Source organism: Clostridium sp. CM041 (assembly GCF_055081035.1).
Map to the genome: position 1 here is coordinate 1,022,764 of NZ_CM143648.1, position 22,376 is coordinate 1,045,139.

The following is a 22,376-nucleotide window of genomic DNA, read 5'->3' on the forward strand; positions in this document are numbered from 1 at the left end:
TAATAAAATATCATTCGTATCGTTTAATTATTTCTATATTTTCTTTTTCTATCGGTGTTAATATTTGTGTTTGTATATTAAAACTTGGATTTGGTGAGTACCATGATTTTGACATAAAGTAATCCCTAAATTTAGACATACTAAATACATATCCATATCTTGCATATATTTCATTTCTTGCATATGCTCGCAAATTATAATCTAAATCATTTATTTCTGAATCACATATAAGTCTACTATCACTGAAACTAAAAATATAGTCTGACTGTACTACATATGTTGGTACCTGGTATTGTGGTTGAACAATATACTCTTTTTGAACAACAACCTCTTTTGCCTTTGGCACATTTTTTTCATCTTCTAACTTAAAGTCTTTGTTTTTCATCTTATCATAAATACCTCTTATTCCACTGAAATTTGTAATTGAATTATTTTCTAAATATAAGGAGTTTAAATTTTCTAAGTTATTTAGCTTATCAATATTATTAATTTTGTTACTGCTTAAATTAATGTACTTTAAATATTGTATTTCCCCTAAAGTACTTATATCCGTAATCTCATTTTTATCTAGATTTAGCTTCTCGAGATTTTTTAAATTTTTTAGATGACTTATATCTTCAATTCTATTTCCACTTAAGCTAAGGCTTTCTATACTTGTGATGTTTTCAAGTGCATTTATATCTTTAATATCATTATTATCAAGGCAAACTTCTTCTAAGCTAGTAAGTTTTTTTAAAGGTTCAATATTGCTTATGCTGTTTTTTTCCAGATTAATTCTTTTTAAATTCACTAAATTTTCTATTCCCGAAAGTTCTTTAATGTTTTTTCCCGTAGCATCTAATACTGTAATATCCTTAATATCACTTTTGTATATTTTTCCTTTTGGTTTATCTATCATTTTTCTTACAACATTTTCTAGATTTGCATCTTGAATTTTTATACTTGATTCTCTTTTGCATCCTACTGTAAATATCATAATAATACAAATAAGGCCCAATACAATTTTTTTATACAGCACCAAAATTCCTCCCCCTTATTAATAAAAAAATAACTCCACACAGAAATAGTATATTAACCACTCACAGTAAATGTGATACATTTTATTACTTCTCCCACTTATATTTTTAAAATTTTTTTATAAAAATATAAGCCTATCAAAAAGCAAAAAACACTTCATTAAATTTTACTATAATGAAATGCCTGCACTTGATAATTTAGGTGTTCACATGAAATTCCCTTCTAATGTTCATTTATAAAATTATTAAGTTGCCCGTGCCAATCATCTGGTTCAAATGTCCCCGGTATTGTATCCTCTCCAAATAAAAGGTCTACTAAGTACCTCGGTTTCTTACCACCTATATACATTGATTTAGAACAAGAAACACAATAAACAACAACATCGCTAGCAGGCATCTCGTGAGCACGTTTTTTCATTTGCTCCTTAACCTGCTCCACAGAAAGAACACCATAAAAGCTATCTCCACAACAAGTACCATTTGTTCTCGTCTTTTCTGGTTCTACCAAATTGATATTCATTTTTTTCAATAGCACTCTTACTGCATTATGCACTCTTTCCTGATCTCGAGTAGGACATGGATCAAGTATAGTCATTTCCATTCCTTTATAATCTGGGAATGGGAATGTTTTTACCTCAGCTAATATCTCCCAAAGTGAAATTGTCGTTACTTCTTCATAAAGTTCCCTATACCGTCTATCACAACCGGCACAGACATTTATTATTTGTGTTCCATTTTCCAAATTAGGTTTATGATTACAACAAATTAAATATTCATCTATATCTCCTAACTCACTATTTAAAAAATCCAGTACTTTTTTCCCTAACTCTGGTTTATAAATCATTAATGCACATCCCGGTGCAAATACTCTTTTCATAACACTCGCCTACCGATCTTCTAAATTTTTTCATAAACTAATTTTCTAATCCTCGTCTATTGCTTAACCCTACTACTGTTTCTTCCTAATAATAAATTGCTCAAATAATAATTTTTCTAATCTATGGTTTATAATAATTATTTTGGGAATAGATTTTAAAGCCTCACTATAAGAAATCTCGACCTTTATAGCTTCTTTACCTCTTTAACTATGGACGCATCGGAAATATTAATCTGTCCCTTATATTCTAAAAGCCCTATATTACAACCTTCACCTACCGTAATATTATCTCCTCTTACTATCTTTACATTGGTGTTTTGGATATATATATCATCCCCTTCTATTAGCTCTGTGGTTAACTCACTTCTTGAATTAAACATTTTATCAATTACTTTTCTAACCAAAGAATTGTCAAAAAAATTAATTTTTATTTCAATATGCTCGCCACCAATTTCTTTTACAATGCATTTCCCACCTAGTTTAACATTTACTTGTCCTGCATTTAATGATCCTTGTATTTTAAAACCACCACTAGCCTTAAAACATTCCGTTTCACAATTTTTCCCTATATTCACTGAGCCCGCTACACTAACTTCTTCTCCGTATAGGCTTCCTTCTATATGAGTTGATCCACTTATTTTTATGCTTTTGCTTTTTACATTTCCTACGATATGAGAGGATCCACTTATCTTTATATCTCCTACTTCTACATCACCTTCAATTTTTGCAGACCCGCTGATTTTTATACTTTCTGCTTTTAAATTACCTGCAACTTTTGATGAACCACTAGTTTTAAAGTCTATGCACTCTAAATCACCGTTAATTTTTCCTGACCCACTTATAATTACACTATTATATTTTCCACCACCTGAACTTCCTGAGCCGTTTATTTTTATATCATTATTATTCATCTTTTCCATATTAAACCTCCCATATTTTTCTATATTAAATCATCTCCTGCGGAGCTTAAATGTCGTTAAATTTTAATTTTAAGATCCTCGATGCACTGTGAAATATTAAGCCTTAATACTATTTTTGCATCTTTTTCTATATAAACCTCATTAGGAACAGTTATTAAAAAACATAGCGCCATCCCAAATTTTCTTAAAAAAATCATCTCGCAATTTTTACCTTCTAACGACTTATAATTTCCTTCTAAAGTCTCTATTATAAGTTTACTTTCTTCTAAAGATACATTACCAGATACTAAGCTCTTTTCTAATAGTGAAATATATAAGATTTTTTTAAAAGAAAATGTTTTTATTTCTCCATAGATGTTTTTATACATTGTTAATGTCTGCTTCGTAACAATCTTCTTTTTTAATAACTCGCTCTCATTTAAAAACACATCCGCTAACTGTGGTGAAAACATTTGTGCCAGGTCATCTAATGATGCATCCCCTTTCATATTAATAATTTTTTCTATTCTATCTAATATTTCCTCCCTTGGGAAATAGGTTTCTTGACCAGTATAGCTAGATTTTTTTATAAACCATTCTTCTGGTATAAGATTTTTCCTTTTCCATCTATACAACTGCCCATAGGAAACATTCGTGACTTCTAGCAACTCTTTTTTCGTTATTAACTCTTTATCCATATTGCCACTCCTTTTATGCTTTGAGGTTATTTAACAATATTGTTTTTTTATTATACATTTAGTGTAACATAACATTGTTACGTTGTAAATAATAATTGAAGTAATTATTTGTTTCCAGATACTCAAAAAATTAACCTGTATTCACATATATATTGCAAATACAGGCTAATTAATATTGTTGAAAAGATCTACTTATCATTATGTTAGACAAATTTTCTTCCTGAGTATCCTCCCTATAAAAACATTGTCATAAAATGTACAATAGGATCCCATAATTTTGGATACTCTTCTTTGATTAAATTTTCTATCTGCTCAGCTGTAATATTGGCAAAATTACCATTAGATGATGTATCAATAATAGTTCTCACCCCATTGGCACTACTTCCTATTGCTATATGTCCCATTGCTACTCCCCCTATGGCAATAGTGCCAATGGCAATTCCCCCTAGAGCGACTAAAATACCTATAGCTACACTTGCTATACTTATCAGCCCTATCGCTACAACCCCAAAACTTAACACGCCTAGCGAAAGTATTCCTAATGATATTAATCCCCTTGAAATATTTCCTATTGCAATAATTCCTTTTGCTTCATAAATTCCTAGTCCAATATTAATATGAACTAATGGTATTCCAAAAATTTTTCTCTTGCTTTTATATTCATAATGGAAACTTCTATTAATGACTTTTGTTATCTCTTCTACTTTTTCCTGATCTCCTTTTAGTAAAACGTCTAAACTTATTCCATATAATTCACTTAGCATTATTAAATTATTAGTATCAGGATTTGATTGACCTGACTCCCATTTTGAAACAGCCTGTCTCGATATTCCTATTCTATCAGCTAACTCTTCCTGAGAAAATCCTTTCTCTTTTCTTGATTTTCGTAGTCTTTCTGAAAAATTCACTATTAACACCTCCATATCCATCCTACGAAAATAGTTATAAAAAAGCTACCAACTCCAGCTTTCTTATTGTCAACTACTGGTTGCACTTATCTATTTTACTGAGATTCTACTTTATTTTCATTATTAAACAAACTAAAAATGCCCACTCATTTTCTAATCGCCTTTCATCATTATAAGATTTTTAGCTATTTATTACAATCAGCAATTACATTGATTTTTATAGCAATAAACCTGAAATTTAATGCAAAAAAATAACACCGGTATCTATCCGGTGTTATTTGTAAATATCTATTTTATAGGGGGATCCTATTCATTAATACTAGTCCTATTATGTGACAGTAACATGACAAATATGATAATAATCTATGAACAATGCTATATGGTTTTTCACTTCTCGTTCATTTTCAGCAATTTCTTTACCAAACAATTTAATACTTCCATCATCCTTTAGCAGAAGCCCAAATTAAATGGTATTGTATTAATTAAATATCTATGATATTATAAAATTACATAAGAAAAGGTTTTCTAAGTATAATATTGTTAATTTTGGTTAAAAATTTGCATCTGTAAATGTATGTATTAAATCAGAAGGCGATTTATACCTCGACTAAATTTTTATAATTCTATAAATGGGGAGTACGTGTTATAGAATTATAAGAATCTCCTTCTGAAATGTCATTAAAAATGGAAAAACAGAAAAGGTTTTCTAAAGAAAGGTTGATGATAAAAATGGCAGAATTAAGATGGAATCCACTATTAAATGATTGGGTTATGGTTGCATCAAATAGACAAGACAGACCACAAATGCCTAAAGACTGGTGCCCATTTTGCCCTGGTTCTGGTAAAGTTCCTGATAGCTATGAAGTCCACGAATATGATAACGATTTCCCTGCATTGTCAAAACACCCTCAACTTCCTGATAATGTTGGCTCACAATTTTATAAAACTAAAGAAGCTTACGGAAAATGTGAAGTTATACTTTATTCGCAAGAACATACAAAGACTTTAAGTGAACTTCCATTACAGCATGTAAGAAAACTTGTGAATTTGTGGTGTGAAAGATATACAGAATTAAGCAAAGATAATAGAATAAAATATATTTTTGAATTTGAAAACAGGGGTGAAGAAGTCGGTGTAACAATGCCACATCCTCATGGTCAGATATATGCATATTCAGAAATGCCTTTAAAGATTAAAATTGAGCTTGATTCATGTAGAAAATACTACACTGAAAATGATGAATGCTTAATATGCAAAATGAACAAAGAAGAAAAAGAATTTAAGAAAAGAATAATCATGGAAAATGAAGATTTCCTAGCATACTTACCATTTTTTACCGATTATCCTTACGGAATATTTATTGTAAGCAAACAGCACCTTAGTAAAATGATTGACTTTAATAAGAGAGAAAAAGATAACTTTGCTGATATATTAAAAATGGTTTCTGGAACATTTGATTGCCTGTTTGATAAAAAATTCCCTTATATGATGTGTATACATCAATCTCCTGTAAATTCTGCTGAATATGGAAATTATGATGACTACTACCATTTTCATGTGGAATTTTATCCCCCATTAAGATCCAAAGAAAAGATTAAATATTATGCCTCATCAGAGATGGGTGCTTGGTCAGCTTGTAATCCTACAGCAGTTGAAGAAACAGCTGAGCAGTTAAGAACCGCTTATGAAAAATATAATTTAAATAGACAAGATTAACAATTAAAGCATAGAATACACTACTAAAAAATTTGGAGGTAATATTATGGATATTAAAAAACTTCATGAAATTTTCAAAAAAATTTACGGAGAGAACAGCGAATCTACGTTTTTCTCTCCAGGAAGAATAAATCTTATAGGTGAGCACATCGACTACAATGGTGGATTCGTTTTTCCTTGTGCTTTAGATCTTGGAACTTATGGATTGATTAAAGTAAGAAATGACAACAAAATTAATTTTGCTTCTACTAATTTTGATTTAAAGGTTAGCTCAGATTTGAACAATCTAAAATATAATGCTCAAGATGATTGGGCTAATTATCCCAAAGGTGTAATAAAGATTATGCTTGATCATGGATATAATGCTCAAGGCATGGATATTTTAATAAGTGGCAATATACCAAATGGAGCTGGACTTTCTTCCTCAGCGTCACTAGAGGTTCTTACCGGTGAAATTATTAACACTTTGTTTAACAATAGCAGAATAGATATGATAGACATAGTGAAAATGTCGCAAAAATCTGAAAATGATTATGTTGGTGTTAATTGTGGAATTATGGATCAATTTGCAATTGGAATGGGTAAAAAAGCTAAAGCTATCCTTTTGAATTGTCGAACACTAGAATATGCTTATGCTGATGTAAACCTTTTAGGCTATGAAATTGTGATAATGAATACAAATAAAAGGCGTGCATTAAATGAATCAAAATATAATGAAAGAAGATCTGAATGTGAAAAAGCACTGGCAATAATAAAAAAAGTCAAAGACATAAAAAATATATGTGAATTGAAACCAGAAGAATTCGATAAAATAGAGAATTTATTTACTGATGAAAAGATTAAAAATAGAGCAAAACATTCAGTATATGAAAATGCAAGAGTTATTAACGCATTTAATTGTTTAAATAGTGGACACCTTATTGAATTTGGAAGATTACTTATGGAATCCCATCATTCATTAAAACATTTATATGAAGTTACAGGAAAGGAACTTGATGCAATTGTAGAAGAGGCACTGCTTACTGATGGTTGCATAGGTGCTAGAATGACAGGTGCAGGTTTTGGCGGATGTGCTATTGCACTTGTTAAAAAAGACAAAATTGAATTATTTACGAGTAGAGTAAAAGAAAAATATACTAATAGAATCGGTTACGCCCCAACCTTTTATTCCACAGGAATTGGAGAAGGAACTCATAGAGTAGAATAATCTTAATTATGAAAACCTTTTCTAATAACTATACTAAATATAGGGAGATGTGTTATGCAAAACTTAATTATGGGTTCATTTTTATTTTTTACAGGATTAGTAGCAGTGTATACGTATTTAAAGATAAGAGGTAATAACAAAAAAAAGGTATCTAAGGATTCCTATTTTTTAGGTGGACGTAGCTTAACAGGGGCAGTTATTGGTTCATCACTTTTACTTGCAAACTTAAGTGCAGCAAATTTTGTTGGTATGAGTGCACAATCTTATAGTGGGAATATGAGCAATATGGCATATGAAGTTACCTCTGGACTTGTACTTGTGGTTGTAGCTATGTTTTTATTACCAAGATATTTGAAACAAGGTATAACAACAGTACCAGATTTTCTTGAGGACAGATATGACTCTGGTGTTAAAAAAAGCGTTTCAATATTGTTTTTATTGTTGTATGTATTAAATTTACTTCCTACTACACTTTATTCCGGAGCTATTGCGTTGAGCCAAATATTTGATTTGCAAAATACTTTTGGAATAAGTTATGAGATGAGTATATGGGTTACAGTATGGGTTATAGGTATAATTGGTTTTTTCTATGCAATAATCGGTGGATTAAAAGCGTTGGCGATAGCTGATACATTAAATGGAATTGCACTTGCCATTGGTGGTTTAATGGTACCTTTCTTTGGAATATTATATCTAGGTAAAGGAAGTTTTTCTAAGGGGTTATCAAATTTTGTTATGACTGCACCAGAAAAATTTAATGCGGTAGGTTCATCAACAGATCCTGTTCCTTTTGGTGCTGCATTTACAGGGTTATTATTAGTTAATCTTTATTATTGGGGAACCGATCAATCTATAATACAAAGAGCTCTTGCAGCTAAAAACCTTAAAGAAGGTCAAAAAGGAGTAATATTGGCAGGTTTTTTAAAAGTAATGACGCCTTTCATTGTAATTATACCAGGAATTATAGCTTTTCAAATATTTGGAGGATCAGCAAAAAATCCTGATCTTATGTATTCAAAACTAGTTAATGTTGCACTGCCTAAACCCTTAACAGGATTCTTTGCAGCAGCAATGTTTGGTGCAGTATTAAGTACTTTTACCGGAGTTTTGAATAGTGCATCAACACTGTTTGCTTTGAATGTATATGGCCCTATCTTTGGAAAGGGTAAGAGTGATAAAGAAGTTGTTTCTAAATCTAAATACTTCGGCATAATAATAGCAATTGTATCAATGTTTATAGGACCATTTATAATGTATGTACCACAAGGATTATTTCAATATTTACAAATAATAAATGGATTTTTCAATGTCCCTATATTTGCTATAGTATTTATCGGTTATGTTACGAAACGGGTTCCTGCAATTGCAGCAAAAATATCACTAGTATTTTTCGTAGGAACTTATGGTATATTACAGTTAATAATTAAGCCAGATTTAAATTTTCTTTATCAACTAGCAATATTATTTGTAATCAGTTGTCTACTTATGCTGGTAATAGGTAAATTTAAACCTAGAACAACTCCATACGTAATGAAAATAAAAAATGTGGTTAATATAGAGCCTTGGGATCATCGTCACGAAGCAGGTGGAGTAGTCGTATTTCTTATGATATCAATGTACATAGTATTTTCAAAACTTGGTATCGCCTCAGTTAATGGATTTACATTTAGTACTTTTATGTACATTTTAATTCTAGGCATTATAACAACACTTACAGTAATATTTATAAAAAGAAAAGTTTCAAACAAGACTAAAAAAATTGAAACTAAAACTTCATTAAGTAAATAATTAAATCAATAATAAGGAGGTATCTCAAAATATAATTTTGAGATACCTCCTCACTATTTAAACCCTTTTATATTTTTATTGAGTATTTTTAAGACTCAATGATATTGTAAAATCTAAAGGCTTATCAGGAGATAGATAAAATAATTTCTCGCTGTTTTTAGCTATTTCTATACCATCATAAAATCCATTTGTTGGTTCAAAAGCACAATTATAATCTCCTCTAAAACCACCTTCTGTAACCCAAAACCCTAGGTATGGCATTTTATCCTTATCAAAATTAACGCAGTAGCGTATACTGTGAATCGGATAATATATTGAACATTTACCTTCTGTTACTTCACCATTCACATAATATTTTTCAGTATTGTTGCAAGATTTTTTACAAACTTTGTTTAAATAATAATCTTGACTACTAGTATCTTTTGTTATTGGATATTGATGTAAGGTGTTTTTTTTACCTAGATTAATACTATCTTGAACATTCAATACTTCAGTTGTTGCTTTTGGAAAATTAAGTTCCATATTTTCCTCACAATTCACAAGACAGTGCATTGCCCAAATACATGGAAATGATTCAGATCCTGTATTCTCAATATGATATACAATATTTAATTTTTCATTGCTAAGTGAAATTGTTTTTTTGTAATAATAGGGAAGTATAGAGCTTTGAACAAAAAGTTCAACATCGTTATCTGATATTTTATAATCCAATGAGGAACTCCATATTTCTCCATGATCAGGATAGATAATTTTTTCACCACAATGGCTTACTTCAGAAATATCTATAGTTGGGAATGCATCATCAAAGCCTGAAGCATCAAATCCATCAAAATCATCACCCAATTTGGGATGTATGTATTCATTATTTTTATTTTGAAAAAGAAGTTCAAAATCTTTCTCTTTATTATATATTGATGCTATTTTTCCACCTATACTTGGAAGTGCTACTATTTTTAATATTTTATTTTCTAATACAATACATTCAATCCCTTTGAAAATATCTTTATAAATCATAATATACACTTCCTTTTCCAAATATTATTCCAACACATGCCATCACAAACTAATATCTTCATATATAACCTCCTAGGATAATTAAATTCTACAAAAGAAAAGGTTTTCTATATAGTTTAATTTTATCACATTTATATTAATAATCAATGGCTCATCTGTTTTTCTTTCCAAGAAAAACAAATTAGTTGTTGATATACTGTACAATATTTAGTTTATTTAGTACAATTTATTATGTATAATATATTAATTTTATAAGGGGGATAACTAATGAAAGTTAATATAAGTGATGTTGCAAGGGAAGCTAATGTTTCTATGAGTACTGTATCCAGAGTTATAAATAAAAATTATCCTGTTAAAGAGGAAACCAGAATTAGAGTTGAGCAGGCTGTAAAAAAATTAAATTTCACTCCTAATACATTGGCAAGGTCATTAATTTGTCAAAACACAAAAACAATAGGCATTTTAGTTCCAAGTATAACTAATATTTTTTTTCCAACTGTAATTAACGCTATTGAACATAATCTCAGGATAAACGGTTATTCAATTTATCTTTGTGATACAGATGATAACGCTGCTGATGAAATAAAATATATAAAATCGCTTATGGGCAGGCAAGTAGATGGCATTATAGTTATCGATCCCAAAACTGAAAATATGAAAAATGGCTATTATGAGACAGTTAGCAAAGATATCCCGCTGGTTTCAATCAATGGATACAATGATAATATAAATTGTAATTTTGTACTTAATGATGAAGCAAGTGGCGCAAGACAGGCGATGCAATATCTTTTAGAACTTGGGCATAAAAATATAATATTTGTAAGAGGCAAAGAAAGTTATTCATACGATATAAAAGAGGATGTTTATAATAAATTCATGGAAGAAAATAAATTAATTGTTAAGAAGAAAATTATAGATATTGGTGAAGGAAATAGTTATGAAACTGTGGATGGAACAATGAATGTAATGAATAAGAAATTAAAAGAAATAAAATTACCTGTAGCTGTATTTGCCTGTAATGATTTAATGGCTCTAGGAGTTATGAATGCATGTAAAATACTGAATTTTGATGTCCCTAACGATGTTTCAATAATTGGGTTTGATAATAGTTATATCTCAAGCATAGTACATCCAAAACTTACAACGGTAGATCAAAATATGTATTTACTTGGTGAAAATGCTTCAAAAATGCTTTTGGACATAATTGATGATAACAATAACAATCAAAAGTTTATCAAAATTAAATTGAAAACACAACTTATTATCAGAGATAGTTGCAGCACTATTTAGCCATAAACTACTTCTTTTGTTTTACCAATGCCATTGCATGAAAATGCATTGTGTAACTTAAAATACTTTTTTAGTTGGAGGTATTGGTATCTTGAGGAGATAAGTTTTTATTTGCCCCCTTAATAATTAAAATACTATTTTTAGAGTTTTTATCAACAAAAATAGGTGCAACTCCACTTGCCTGATTTTTTTGAATGGTGACAAACTCAGTATTAATGTCATTATCTTTTAAGTTTTTAATAGTATTTTCACCGATAAGATCATCTCCCACTTTACTTACCATCATAACATCAGATTTAAATTTTGAGGCTGCAACCGCTTGATTTGCTCCTTTACCACCGCACCCCATTTTAAAATCTGGTGCTTCTAAAGTTTCACCCTCTTTTGGCATTCGATCAATGTAAGTTATTAAATCTACCATATTTGAACCAATAACTGCTATATTCATTTATAAAACTCCGCTATTAGTATTCTTTTTTGTTTACATATATCTTATTTTTTTCCTGTTATAACTTTAAATGTCCTTTGCTCCTGTGGTTTTAAATAAATTAAGCTTCCATTTTCTTTTGCTGCATTAAATCCTTCAGGTCTACATGCTCCCGGTAAAACAAAAGCAGCAACCTTTTGATCTCCATTATGTAATAACCGTCTTGTGGCAAAGTTAAAATCTTTTGTTGAAAACTTAGTAAAGAATACAAATCCTTCTGGCGAAGCCATTTCAAATGTTAAGTCTTCTCCATATTTTTCTAAATCATCTGCAAAGAATACAATTTCAGGATCATACATCTTTGATTGATTTAAGATATTTAATGATCCTGGATGTTGTTTAAGCTCTTTGTTATACGCAAGCCACCCCTGTGTAGGATGAACATGAGCTGAGAGTGGTGGGCTAGCAGCTGCTCATGCAATTCATAATGGTTTCACAGTTCTTGAGGAATGTCATCACTTATATCATGGAGAAAAAGTAGCCTTTGGATTACTAGCTCAATTAGTTTTAGAAAATAGCCCACAAGAAGAACTCGATGATGTTATAGGCATTTGTATTGATTTAGGATTGCCTGTTACTTTAGAAGAAATGGGAATCAAAGAAATAAAAGAAGAAGATATAAGAAGGGTCGCTGAAACTTCCTGCGCAGTGGGAGAAACTATTCATAATATGCCATTTGCGGTTACTGCAGATGATGTATATGCAGCTATACTTGGAGCAGACGCATTAGGAAGACTTTATAATTAACTATTGATAGGGGGCATATTATATATATAATATGTCCATTTCAATAGTTGGCAATGAAACAGGCACTTTTTATTGATTATTATAAAGCTATGTTAACAATATTTATGAACTAAACATTCAATTTACAAGCTTCAAAAATAATGGTAATAGTGACATAAGAGGGATAAATGTTGCTGGGAACCCCTTATACCATTTCTTATTATATATAAAACAAACTATAATCCAATTTATTGCACATCCTAAAAATATTAAACATGCCCCATAAAATACAAAATTAGAATCATTACTTACTTTATATATGCCTGAAAGTAGTATTGTATAAAATAAAAAATCCCCTAACCCTTTTGTTGGTATTGGATTATTATTTTTAAATGACTTCCCATATACTATTAATTTTGACATTAAATTTTTATTTGACATAACTTTAGCATTTGTAGTTTTTGAACCGATTTTCATAAAACTGATTATATCGAATACTGGTATTCCGATACTTACTCCAATTAAATTTGATAATGGAACAATCTTTCCAATTAAGATTCCAATAAAAATTGCAAATATCATACATAACCAACTATTAATGATTAAACATTCTTTGTCGTATGGCTTTTTAATATAAATTATTAAAAATATAGCTCCAATTATAGAGATCATTGACATCCAAAATATATTAGATAAATTTATAATGATTAGATATGTTATGAACAATGAGATTATCATTATAATAATAGAATGCATAATTGATTCAATTAATCTTGCTTTTAAATCTTGCATGAATATTACATCTCCTAACTAACTGTTAATGTGTTTAATACACACCATACGCTCCATGTACACTAACCATATTATCTGTAAATATCATACTGTTGTCAATATTTTTTTCTAATATAATTTACATAAACGAATATAACATAACATTTTTTTGAGCAGGATTTAGTGAAACAGGAACATGATTAAGTGCCTCGACTTTAATGGCCTATTAAAAAACTATGCACTACGATATTATCTGTCTATATTTGAGATTATTATAGGCTTAACTTTTGTTTTTTCAAGCAAATATTATTTTAATAATAACTTAATGTTTGTTATAGGGTCAGGATCTATTATAGCGGGGATAATAACATATTTGCCAAATAGGAATACCCATAAAAATAATAATGGTAAAAAACATTTTGAACAAACTTATGATGAAAGGTTCTTTGAGATAAGTCAAAAATCATCCGAACTTGCAATTAATATCCTCTTTGTTTTGATTGGAATCTTAGCATTAATTACGTATATATATCCAATAGAGGCGTATAAACTATGTACTATAATAATATTACTAATGTTTATTACTAATCATTCTTGCTACACCTATTATAATCATAAGTATGAGGATATAGAAGGAACTTCAGAACAGGCTATTGTTAATATTGGCAATAATTTTACAATCAAGAAATTTTTATCTGTATTTAGTATCGGTATTGTATTTGTTGGAACATTACTTGCATTAACCATAGGAGATGTTTATTTAGGCTCCTTTTTTATGAAACAAATTGGAATAACAAATACATTATATTTTAAAATTACAGATAGCATTATTACATTAGCTTTTCTTACAGTAGGAAATTATAGCAGTAAAACAAATTATCCTAAATTAAATAAAATTTTAAGAAGTGTTTTCGGTAAAATGGCATTATTATTAATTATACTACTGTTAATAAACCCCTTTCTAACAAGAATGGGATTGTTCAAATAATCAGTAATGCTTGTATAATTTCTTTTATAAATAAAAGAAAAATCATTTCATATAATAAGGATTTAGCTCAAGATACCCTTTATTATATGAAATGATTATTTAATCATAAAGAGATAACTTCAGTAGGAGTCTAACTCTTCTTCTGAAGTCGTCAATATAGTTTCGCTGAAGATAATTTACCCTTCTATCTTAATGTTATCTACTTATAATTTTAATATAGGATTTTAAAGTTATTAAATAGTATATACTATAAAGCACTGCATAAACCAAAATTATAATAATAAACTCTTTAGTAATATTAATTGTAACCATTTTTCCAATTGGAATTGATGCAGCAAAAGAATTTATCGTTGCCATAACGAAGGGTACTCCAAATAAAATCATTAGTTCCTTTGAGATAGCTTTTGTTATTTCAGCTTTACTAGCCCCTATATTTTTAAGAATTATGAATTTGTTTTTATCCTCCTCAGCTTCCATGGACATTTTAAAATATATAATGCTGCCTGTAGCTGTAAGAAATACTAATCCAATGAATAATCCACTGAAGGCCATCATACCCGCTAACGTTATGCCATCTGTAAAATGTTCATAGAAGGTTAAAAGCTTATTTTCAGAAGGTATTTTGCTTTTAAGGTCTTTAATAAAATTTTCTGAAAAGAAATCATTATTAAGTATATATCCCGTTACTTTATAGGTATTCTCTTTAGAAATTGTATTTTTAATTTGAGAGTAGACACTGTCCTTAACAACAAACGTTGGTTTAGAGTTATCAAGTGCCATAAAGTATTTCATATCAGTATCAGTTATCTTTAGATTATAGTCACTACCTCCCCCCATTAATTTAACCTCTTTACCAATCACGCTTTTATTAGTAACAGCCATGGCTATTTGAAAGAAATAGCAATCCCTATCATTTTTCAAATTTATTTTTATGTCCGATTTTTCATGACTATTAATTTCATTAAATTTACTTTCGTTTAAAACTAAAAATTCATGACTGCCAAGCAGGTAATCTTTAGTTTTTACCTTAAGAAACTCCATATTATCCTTATATACAACTGAAACCTTTTTGTGATTTTTAATAGTATCCTCAAAGATTTTATCTGTATTATTAGTACCATTTGCATATTCTATTGAAAATGGTCTCATATTTCTTGAATTTTCTTCAACTTGATTAAGAAGTCCAAAGCAGAAAATCATGGCACAAAGAGCTACAGTAGTTGTAACTGCTATTACACTTAGGGTACCTACATTACCTTTATATCTATAGTAAAGTTGTGAAATATATATAAGTTTTGTTCCTTTAAAGAGACTTTTTTCATTCTTTTTACTAATATAAATAATTAAAGAAGTAAAGCTTGTAAAAAATAATATAGTTCCGATAACAACTAACAATATTATCAAGGGAGCTAGGCGAATATCAGCAGCAACCTTTCTAATAGCCATATAATATCCATAGCCTAAGAAAACTAAAGAAAGGATGCTAATTATTAGGGTTAAAAAGGATACTTTTAAACCTTTTTCAGCTTTTTTTGATGAATTGAAAAGATCTATAAGGTTATCCCTGTATATAAGCTTAGAACCGTGAATACTAATTATTATAAACATAGCTCCAAATACAATAGAGCAAAATTTTAAAGCTTCTAAACTAATCTGAAAAGGCACATCACCTGTAACTCTTATCATTACATATAATAGCATTATAAAAAATTTATTGAAAATTAGTCCTAAACAAATTCCGCTGCAAAAGGCACCAAATATAGTTATTAAATTTTCTATAATGTTTAATGTTACTACCTGCTTTTTGGACATGCCTAGTAACATATAAGTTGCAAACTCTTTTTTCCTTGATTTTATAAGGAAAGAATTAGAATACCATATAAAAAACGCTGAGAAAGCTGCAATCATGTAGGCAGCAATGATAAATATACTCATACAGCTTTTCATCTCTCCTAGTTGGACTTTTACATCACTATTATTTACAATAGACATAAAAAGATATAATGCAAAAACACTGAAGGTAGAACTTAGAAAAAATGTCCAGTAATTTTTAAAGTTTTTCCTTATATTGTTTACAGCCATGCTAATTAAGGTCATCTGTACCACCTCCTATGACTGAAAGAATCTTTAATATATTTTGATAGAAATCCTTCCTTGATTTATCCCCTTTATAAATTTCATTAAATAGTTTACCATCTTTAATAAATACAATTCGCGTGCAATAAGATGCTGCAAAGGCATCATGAGTAACCATAAGAATTGTAGCTTTATTTTTTTCATTTAAATTCTCAAGGCATCCGAGCAATTCTTTGGAAGATTTGGAATCTAAAGCACCTGTAGGTTCATCAGCGAGCACCATAGAAGGCTCAGTAATCATTGCTCTTGCGGCCGCTGCTCTTTGCTTTTGTCCTCCTGATACCTCATAAGGATATTTGCTTAATATGTCCCTAATGCCAAGCTTAATACTTATGTCTTGTAACTTTGTCTTTATAATCTTATAAGGAGTTTTTGCAAGAGCTAAAGGCAGTACAATATTTTCCTTTAGAGTCATAGTATCAAGCAAATTAAAGTCTTGGAATATAAATCCAAGTTTTTCTCTTCTAAATTTAGACAAATTGGGCTCCTTTAGTTTGGTTATGTCATCACCATGAATTATTACACTTCCTGAGGTTGGTTTATCAATAGTTGATATTGCATTTAAAAAGGTTGTTTTTCCTGAACCAGATGGTCCCATTATTGCTACAAATTCACCATTTTCTACTTTCAAATTTATATCATCAAGTGCTGTATATTTTACACCACCAAATTTTGATCCGTAAACTTTTCTTAGATTTTCTATCTTTAATACTTCTGTCATTATAAATACCCCCCGTTAAATTATCTTCTGCGAAGCTATAGCATCAACGACTTCAGAAGGAGTTTTATACTTCCACTGAAGTTTTTTCTTTGTTATAGTATGTAACACCCACTTATAGAAGTGGGTGACTTCCCTTCTGAAATGTCGTTAATGTTAATTATTTTGAATATGCTTTACACTCTTAGTATACAAAAAAGCAAAATATACCGCCATTGCTTTGGCTTACATTTTGCTCTTTCACCTTACATTTTTGTAACATCATAGTAATTATCCCATTTTAGAAAATGAATAATTACTTTGGTGCCTTTACCATATTCTGATTCTAGGGTAATATAATGGCCAAGTTTTTTAGCAATTTTTTGAGAAAGGTACAAACCCATTCCACTAGCTTTTAAGTTTTCGTTTCTTCCGTTAAAACCTGTAAAAGACTTTTTAAATAATCTATTTATATCTTCACTTTTAATGCCTATTCCCGTATCTTCTACTATTAATAAAACCTCTTTTGTGGCTTTAATATGTTTAAATATTATGCTTCCACCATTGCTGGTATATTTTAATGAATTTGAAAGGAGTTGATCAATTATGAAAAGCAACCACTTTTTATCGGTATCTATAATAAGGGGTTCAGGTACATTATTTATTAATTTAATATGTTTTTTTATAAATATAATTGAATGTTTTTTAATACTTTCTTTAATTACTTTGTTGATACTCACTTCTGAAAGGATATAATCTTCAGAAAAATTATTACTTCTTGAATAATAAAGTACCTTTTCAACATAATCCTCAATCTTTTCAAGTTCTTCTTTTAAGGATGAAGATGTAGCGCCTGTGCTCTCAATCAATAACTTTGATGTAGTAATTGGAGTTTTAATTTCATGAACCCACGCAGTCATAAACTCTGCATTTTCTTTGAAATCTGTTTCCGTGCTTCTTGCAATTTTCAGGAAATCTTCATAAATCATCTGAATTATTTGAGCATATATTTCATCTTTATAATCTATTGGACCCGGTAAAATAGGAGTTTTATCTTCTGAATTTTTAACGAATAAAAGCTTTTTAATATGCTGGGATTTTTCATAATAATCTATACTAATATAAATTATTAACATGAAAAAAGAAACAAATATTATGTAAAGTAAATTAGAAGTAAGTACGCGATTTTTTCTGTCAAAACATATAGTTAATGAAATAAAAGCCATGAGAAGAAAGTAAAATACTAAAAGCTTTAGGTTCTCCTTTAAATATTTAATAAAGCTCATTTAATAACATATCCTTGATTTATAATGGTCTTAATAAAATCTATAAGACCAATTTCTTTTAGCTTTTTTCTCAGTCTGTTTATATTAACTGTTAGTGTATTGTCATCGATGAAGTTTTCATCTTGCCAAAGTTCTTGCATTATATCCTCGCGGCTTACTATGGTTTCATGCTTTTTCATTAATACATATAATATTTTAAATTCATTTTTGGTTAGTTCAATTGATTTTTCGCCTACGTAAAGGGTGTTATCCCTTAATGATAGCACAGCGCCTTTATAATCAATAGTATCCAAACTTGTATCTCCATAAGAATAGGTCCTACGTAAAATTGCATTTATTTTTGCCATAAGTATATCCAGAGAAAAAGGTTTTGTAATGTAATCATCCGCACCCGTATTCACTGCCATAATAACATCCATATTTGTACTTCTTGAAGATAAAAATATTACTGGCACCTTAGAAACATTTCTAATTTTATTACACCAATAAAATCCATCAAAAGCAGGCAGATTTACATCCATTAGAACAAGTTCCGGCTTTACCTTCACAAATTCTTCAAATACATTATTGAAGTTATTAACTGCATAGGCTTCAAAACCCCATTTACAAAGAGATTCTTTTATTATATCTCTAATTTTCTCTTCGTCTTCAATTATCAATATTTTATACATAGCATCCCCCTTAATGATTTTACGAATTATCGTTCATACTCCTATAATCTACCTATAATATACCATATTCTATAGATGAAATTAAATCTAAATTAAAATAACCATGAATACTTCATAAAACAGAAGTAACCATGGCTTTTTATTACTGTCATTTTTTCTTTCACTAAAAAATGTTCTACAGGTATATGCTTGCTACCACTGATAATTGCATTATTTTGTCTATATTCTCCAGCATACTTATTATCTATACTTTTCAATATTAAGTAATGTAAGTCTTTAATAACCCTTTCTGATATATCCGTATCTTCACTTACAATGTCTTCTACATAATCAATTGCTTCCTTGTGGTTAATTACTTCTAAATGTTCTTTTAAGCTCTTACCTTTTCCTATAGTTAAGCCATCCTCCAAGATTACTTTAGTTTCAGTTATTGTCAGAGTATTTCCTTCTATCGCATTAGAATTATATGTTAGTTCCACATCAAAATATTTTTTTAAATTTTCTACAGCAATTCTACTCAAGGGTCTCTTGCCATCTAGTGATTCCTTTTTATTATCTATGATTTCAAACATAATTTCCACTCCTATTCGTATAGTATATTACTTACCGCCTTCACCACTTGTTCAATTATTACTGATTTGCGATTGATGATGCCAATGCTTTAAACAAAAATGAATGTACGCTTTCAAATAAAACCTTACATTATATCTTTATTCAATTATATGATATATCCCTATAGTTATTCAAGCAGTTAACATAATTATGTATAAATTGTATAATAAAAGTTTTAAGAGTTGGTCTGCATGCTTGTATATGTTAATATGGTTATATAATGCATAAGTTAATTATTTGTTATAAACTATAAAAAAATTTACAGGAGGACAATTATGTTTAAAGAAATTAAAGTCGAGGAATTACAGTTCAACCCTTTCACAAAAATCGGGAAAGAATGGCTGCTGATAACAGCAGGGAATAAGGAGAAATTTAATACAATGACTGCTAGTTGGGGTGGTGTTGGTGTATATTGGGGAATGAATGTTGTTACCACATACATAAGGCCTCAGAGATATACGAAAGAATTTATCGATGCAAATGACATGTTTACGATTGCTTTTTTTGATGAGAAGTATAGGAAAGCCCTAAATATATGTGGTAGCATTTCAGGAAGAGACACAGATAAGGTAACCGAAGCTGGACTCACTCCTTATTTTGTTGACGATACAGTATCCTTTGAAGAAGCAAACATGATAATTGTTTGTAGGAAGGTATATCATTGTGCCATGCCGCCTGAAAATTTCGAGTCCAAAGAGAATGATGCAAAATGGTATCCAAACAAGGATTATCATACAATGTACATCTCTGAAATTACAAAAGTGCTCGTAAAGGCCTAATATTACGTATCAATTTTAAATATTATATTAACAGGGATATAGTGTAGCCTGTGCTACACTATATATATTAAGGAGGCATCTAAAACTATGATAAAAGAAATTACAGAGCGTAGAAGTATAAGGAAATATATTGATAAACCAGTTGGAAATGAAAAAATAACACAACTACTTGAGAGTGCAAGACTTGCTCCATCTGGCAGTAACACTCAGCCTTGGCATTTCATTGTGACCAGTATTGTTCATTTATTTTTCTACATTCCCTTAAGTTTCCTTCTATTTAACTTATCAATGTTTCCTGATTGAATATATTTAATATTTGCTTGGATTTTTTCATCTGTCCAATCCCACCACTTAATTTTCAATAATTTTAAAATTATATCATCACTAAACCTTTTCTTTATAACTTTTGCAGGTATGCCTCCAACAATAGTATAAGGTGGAACATCTTTAGTAACTATTGCTCTGGTTCCAATAATTGCACCATCACCAATTTTCACACCTGACATAATTATAGCGTCATAACCTATCCACACATCATTGCCAATTACAATATCTCCTTTATTATCCCAAGCATCTGTTACATTACTGACGTCTAAACCCCATTCCTCATAAAATATTGGAAATGTATAAGTAGATATTGATTTCATTGTGTGATTTCCACTTGTCATGAGAAACTTCGCTTTACATGCAATTGAACAAAACTTCCCAATTATTAACTTATCATTGTTTACAGGATACTGATATAATACATTATTTTTTTCAAAATCCCTTGGATCACTATAATAATCATTATATATTGTATAATCTCCAACTCTTATATTATCTCTTGTAATTACATTTTTAAGATATATTGTTTGGTAATCATTACTTCTTGGATATACTTTACCTGAATTTGGAATAACCATATTTAACTCCCTTCATTTATATTGTCTTACTCTTACGACACATTTTTTTACGATTGTTCATCAATCGTATATTTAGGATTAATCTACTCTTTATGAAAAATGAGTCTTATTAAGTATAAATTTTATACTTGTACCCTTTAAAGAAAATTGTACTCTAAGGAACTCATTATTTATTTTGTTTAAACTTTTGAATTGTAGTTAAGAGTATCCCTTCGTTCTCATACTTTTCTAATATTTTTGGCATCTTCCTCATATTTGAGGTTACTATTACATCCTCTAAAACTATTGATTTATATCCTTTATCTATTGCTCCTATTGATGTCCTGTATACACATGCAGTTGCATCTAATCCAACAATAAAGACTTCATTGATATGATTTTGTTTAAGGAAACTATCTAATTTAGGATTTGAAAAAGCATTTCCTTTATCTTTTGAATAAATATAATTATTAACAATCTTTATTCTTGAATCTATCTCACTTCCCTGCGTTCCTTTGATAAATCTGTTTCTGATTACAATTTTATTTAAAAAATTACTATTTATTTCATGCTTTATATATATAACAGTAATTCCTTTCTTTTCACTACTTTCAATAACTAAATTCACATTACTAATAAGTTCTTGTGAATTTTTATATGGTCGTTTTGCTGTTTTTCCTGTAGCATCCTCCTGTATATCTATCACAAGTAATGCTTTATTAATATTATCATTTTGATTATTCAATTCCGTCTCCCTCGATTGATTCATATTTTGACCCTAAAGTGATTTTCAATTAATCTTTTATAATAATGCCAACACTACGAAGGCCTAACAAACCCCCACCCTTCTTTTCCACATTAATTCATCATCTCTGTTGTTCTTTCACCAGCCCCTGCTATAAAGACGCATTTATATTCATACTTTT

21 protein-coding genes and 3 pseudogenes are annotated in these 22,376 nt (G+C 29.5%); 8 read left to right on the forward strand and 16 right to left on the reverse strand.

Annotated elements, in window-relative coordinates:
* Positions 1–10: 10 nt before the first annotated feature.
* The 5 genes from ACWJJT_RS04870 to ACWJJT_RS04890 all read right to left on the reverse strand — a co-directional run bounded on the left by ACWJJT_RS04870 (position 11) and on the right by ACWJJT_RS04890 (position 4,398).
* The gene (locus ACWJJT_RS04870; protein ID WP_462956242.1) at positions 11–1,018 is read right to left on the reverse strand and encodes a leucine-rich repeat domain-containing protein; all 1,008 of its coding nucleotides are present in this window, start codon (positions 1,016–1,018) and stop codon (positions 11–13) included.
* A 221-nt stretch (positions 1,019–1,239) separates the two neighbouring features.
* A complete protein-coding gene (locus ACWJJT_RS04875) occupies positions 1,240–1,893 on the reverse strand; it encodes a (Fe-S)-binding protein (protein WP_216302994.1) in 654 nt (217 codons plus the stop codon).
* Positions 1,894–2,078: 185 nt separating this feature from the next.
* Positions 2,079–2,813: a polymer-forming cytoskeletal protein gene (locus ACWJJT_RS04880; protein WP_462956243.1), complete on the reverse strand. Its 735-nt coding sequence runs from the start codon at positions 2,811–2,813 to the stop codon at positions 2,079–2,081.
* Positions 2,814–2,869: 56 nt separating this feature from the next.
* A complete protein-coding gene (locus ACWJJT_RS04885; RefSeq protein ID WP_220287547.1) occupies positions 2,870–3,490 on the reverse strand; it encodes a YhbD family protein in 621 nt (206 codons plus the stop codon).
* A 233-nt stretch (positions 3,491–3,723) separates the two neighbouring features.
* Complete coding sequence (locus ACWJJT_RS04890) at positions 3,724–4,398, reverse strand: helix-turn-helix domain-containing protein (RefSeq protein WP_462956244.1); 675 nt, start codon at positions 4,396–4,398, stop codon at positions 3,724–3,726.
* A 729-nt stretch (positions 4,399–5,127) separates the two neighbouring features.
* Between ACWJJT_RS04890 and galT the strand changes: the two genes are divergently transcribed.
* From galT to ACWJJT_RS04905, 3 genes are read left to right on the forward strand one after another with little or no spacing between them, the layout of a single operon-like run.
* On the forward strand, positions 5,128–6,114 hold the full coding sequence (gene galT / locus ACWJJT_RS04895; protein WP_216302991.1) for a galactose-1-phosphate uridylyltransferase: 987 nt from the start codon (positions 5,128–5,130) through the stop codon (positions 6,112–6,114).
* Between the two features lie 46 nt (positions 6,115–6,160).
* The gene (locus ACWJJT_RS04900; RefSeq protein ID WP_462956245.1) at positions 6,161–7,321 is read left to right on the forward strand and encodes a galactokinase; all 1,161 of its coding nucleotides are present in this window, start codon (positions 6,161–6,163) and stop codon (positions 7,319–7,321) included.
* Positions 7,322–7,375: 54 nt separating this feature from the next.
* Positions 7,376–9,109, forward strand: a complete 1,734-nt coding sequence (locus tag ACWJJT_RS04905) for a solute:sodium symporter family transporter (RefSeq protein WP_462956246.1) — start codon at positions 7,376–7,378, stop codon at positions 9,107–9,109.
* A gap of 75 nt (positions 9,110–9,184) precedes the next feature.
* Here the strand turns inward: ACWJJT_RS04905 and ACWJJT_RS04910 are convergent, their stop codons facing one another.
* The gene (locus tag ACWJJT_RS04910; protein WP_462956247.1) at positions 9,185–10,123 is read right to left on the reverse strand and encodes a DUF5107 domain-containing protein; all 939 of its coding nucleotides are present in this window, start codon (positions 10,121–10,123) and stop codon (positions 9,185–9,187) included.
* 267 nt (positions 10,124–10,390) lie between these two features.
* Here ACWJJT_RS04910 and ACWJJT_RS04915 point away from each other — a divergent pair, with 267 nt between their 5' ends.
* Positions 10,391–11,413 (forward strand): LacI family DNA-binding transcriptional regulator, encoded by a 1,023-nt coding sequence (locus ACWJJT_RS04915; protein WP_462956248.1) that lies wholly within the window; start codon positions 10,391–10,393, stop codon positions 11,411–11,413.
* 73 nt (positions 11,414–11,486) lie between these two features.
* On the opposite strand, the pseudogene ACWJJT_RS04920 reads toward ACWJJT_RS04915, so the two are convergent.
* Positions 11,487–11,861 (reverse strand): annotated as a pseudogene (locus tag ACWJJT_RS04920) (PfkB family carbohydrate kinase); the annotation flags it as partial.
* Positions 11,862–11,905: 44 nt separating this feature from the next.
* On the reverse strand, positions 11,906–12,199 hold the full coding sequence (locus ACWJJT_RS04925) for a hypothetical protein (protein WP_462956249.1): 294 nt from the start codon (positions 12,197–12,199) through the stop codon (positions 11,906–11,908).
* 91 nt (positions 12,200–12,290) lie between these two features.
* Between ACWJJT_RS04925 and gldA the strand changes: the two are divergent.
* Positions 12,291–12,647: pseudogene (gene gldA, locus ACWJJT_RS04930) on the forward strand (glycerol dehydrogenase); the annotation flags it as partial.
* Positions 12,648–12,764: 117 nt separating this feature from the next.
* Here gldA and ACWJJT_RS04935 read toward each other — a convergent pair.
* The gene (locus ACWJJT_RS04935; protein ID WP_216302985.1) at positions 12,765–13,418 is read right to left on the reverse strand and encodes a hypothetical protein; all 654 of its coding nucleotides are present in this window, start codon (positions 13,416–13,418) and stop codon (positions 12,765–12,767) included.
* Between the two features lie 304 nt (positions 13,419–13,722).
* On the opposite strand from ACWJJT_RS04935, the gene ACWJJT_RS04940 reads away from it, so the two are divergent.
* Positions 13,723–14,385 (forward strand): DUF2178 domain-containing protein, encoded by a 663-nt coding sequence (locus tag ACWJJT_RS04940; RefSeq protein WP_253198170.1) that lies wholly within the window; start codon positions 13,723–13,725, stop codon positions 14,383–14,385.
* 195 nt (positions 14,386–14,580) lie between these two features.
* Here the strand turns inward: ACWJJT_RS04940 and ACWJJT_RS04945 are convergent, their stop codons facing one another.
* The 5 genes from ACWJJT_RS04945 to ACWJJT_RS04965 all read right to left on the reverse strand — a co-directional run bounded on the left by ACWJJT_RS04945 (position 14,581) and on the right by ACWJJT_RS04965 (position 19,747).
* Positions 14,581–16,482, reverse strand: a complete 1,902-nt coding sequence (locus ACWJJT_RS04945) for an FtsX-like permease family protein (RefSeq protein WP_462953985.1) — start codon at positions 16,480–16,482, stop codon at positions 14,581–14,583.
* The gene (locus ACWJJT_RS04950; protein WP_216302981.1) at positions 16,469–17,242 is read right to left on the reverse strand and encodes an ABC transporter ATP-binding protein; all 774 of its coding nucleotides are present in this window, start codon (positions 17,240–17,242) and stop codon (positions 16,469–16,471) included. Before ACWJJT_RS04950 ends, ACWJJT_RS04945 begins: the two co-directional genes overlap by 14 nt.
* A 242-nt stretch (positions 17,243–17,484) precedes the next feature.
* On the reverse strand, positions 17,485–18,504 hold the full coding sequence (locus tag ACWJJT_RS04955; protein WP_462956250.1) for a sensor histidine kinase: 1,020 nt from the start codon (positions 18,502–18,504) through the stop codon (positions 17,485–17,487).
* Positions 18,501–19,175: a response regulator transcription factor gene (locus tag ACWJJT_RS04960; RefSeq protein WP_462953990.1), complete on the reverse strand. Its 675-nt coding sequence runs from the start codon at positions 19,173–19,175 to the stop codon at positions 18,501–18,503. The genes ACWJJT_RS04955 and ACWJJT_RS04960 overlap by 4 nt, the downstream gene beginning before the upstream one ends.
* A 92-nt stretch (positions 19,176–19,267) precedes the next feature.
* Positions 19,268–19,747 (reverse strand): Fic family protein, encoded by a 480-nt coding sequence (locus ACWJJT_RS04965; protein ID WP_462956251.1) that lies wholly within the window; start codon positions 19,745–19,747, stop codon positions 19,268–19,270.
* Between the two features lie 312 nt (positions 19,748–20,059).
* Here ACWJJT_RS04965 and ACWJJT_RS04970 point away from each other — a divergent pair, with 312 nt between their 5' ends.
* Entirely contained in the window at positions 20,060–20,566 is a 507-nt protein-coding gene (locus ACWJJT_RS04970; protein WP_462956743.1) for a flavin reductase, read from the forward strand.
* 87 nt (positions 20,567–20,653) lie between these two features.
* Positions 20,654–20,794, forward strand: a pseudogene (locus ACWJJT_RS04975) (nitroreductase family protein); the annotation flags it as partial.
* Between the two features lie 23 nt (positions 20,795–20,817).
* On the opposite strand, the gene ACWJJT_RS04980 reads toward ACWJJT_RS04975, so the two are convergent.
* Together ACWJJT_RS04980 and ACWJJT_RS04985 are read right to left on the reverse strand one after the other, a co-directional pair.
* The gene (locus ACWJJT_RS04980; RefSeq protein WP_462956252.1) at positions 20,818–21,471 is read right to left on the reverse strand and encodes a CatB-related O-acetyltransferase; all 654 of its coding nucleotides are present in this window, start codon (positions 21,469–21,471) and stop codon (positions 20,818–20,820) included.
* Between the two features lie 166 nt (positions 21,472–21,637).
* Positions 21,638–22,195: a cysteine hydrolase family protein gene (locus tag ACWJJT_RS04985; protein WP_462953994.1), complete on the reverse strand. Its 558-nt coding sequence runs from the start codon at positions 22,193–22,195 to the stop codon at positions 21,638–21,640.
* Positions 22,196–22,376: the final 181 nt, after the last annotated feature.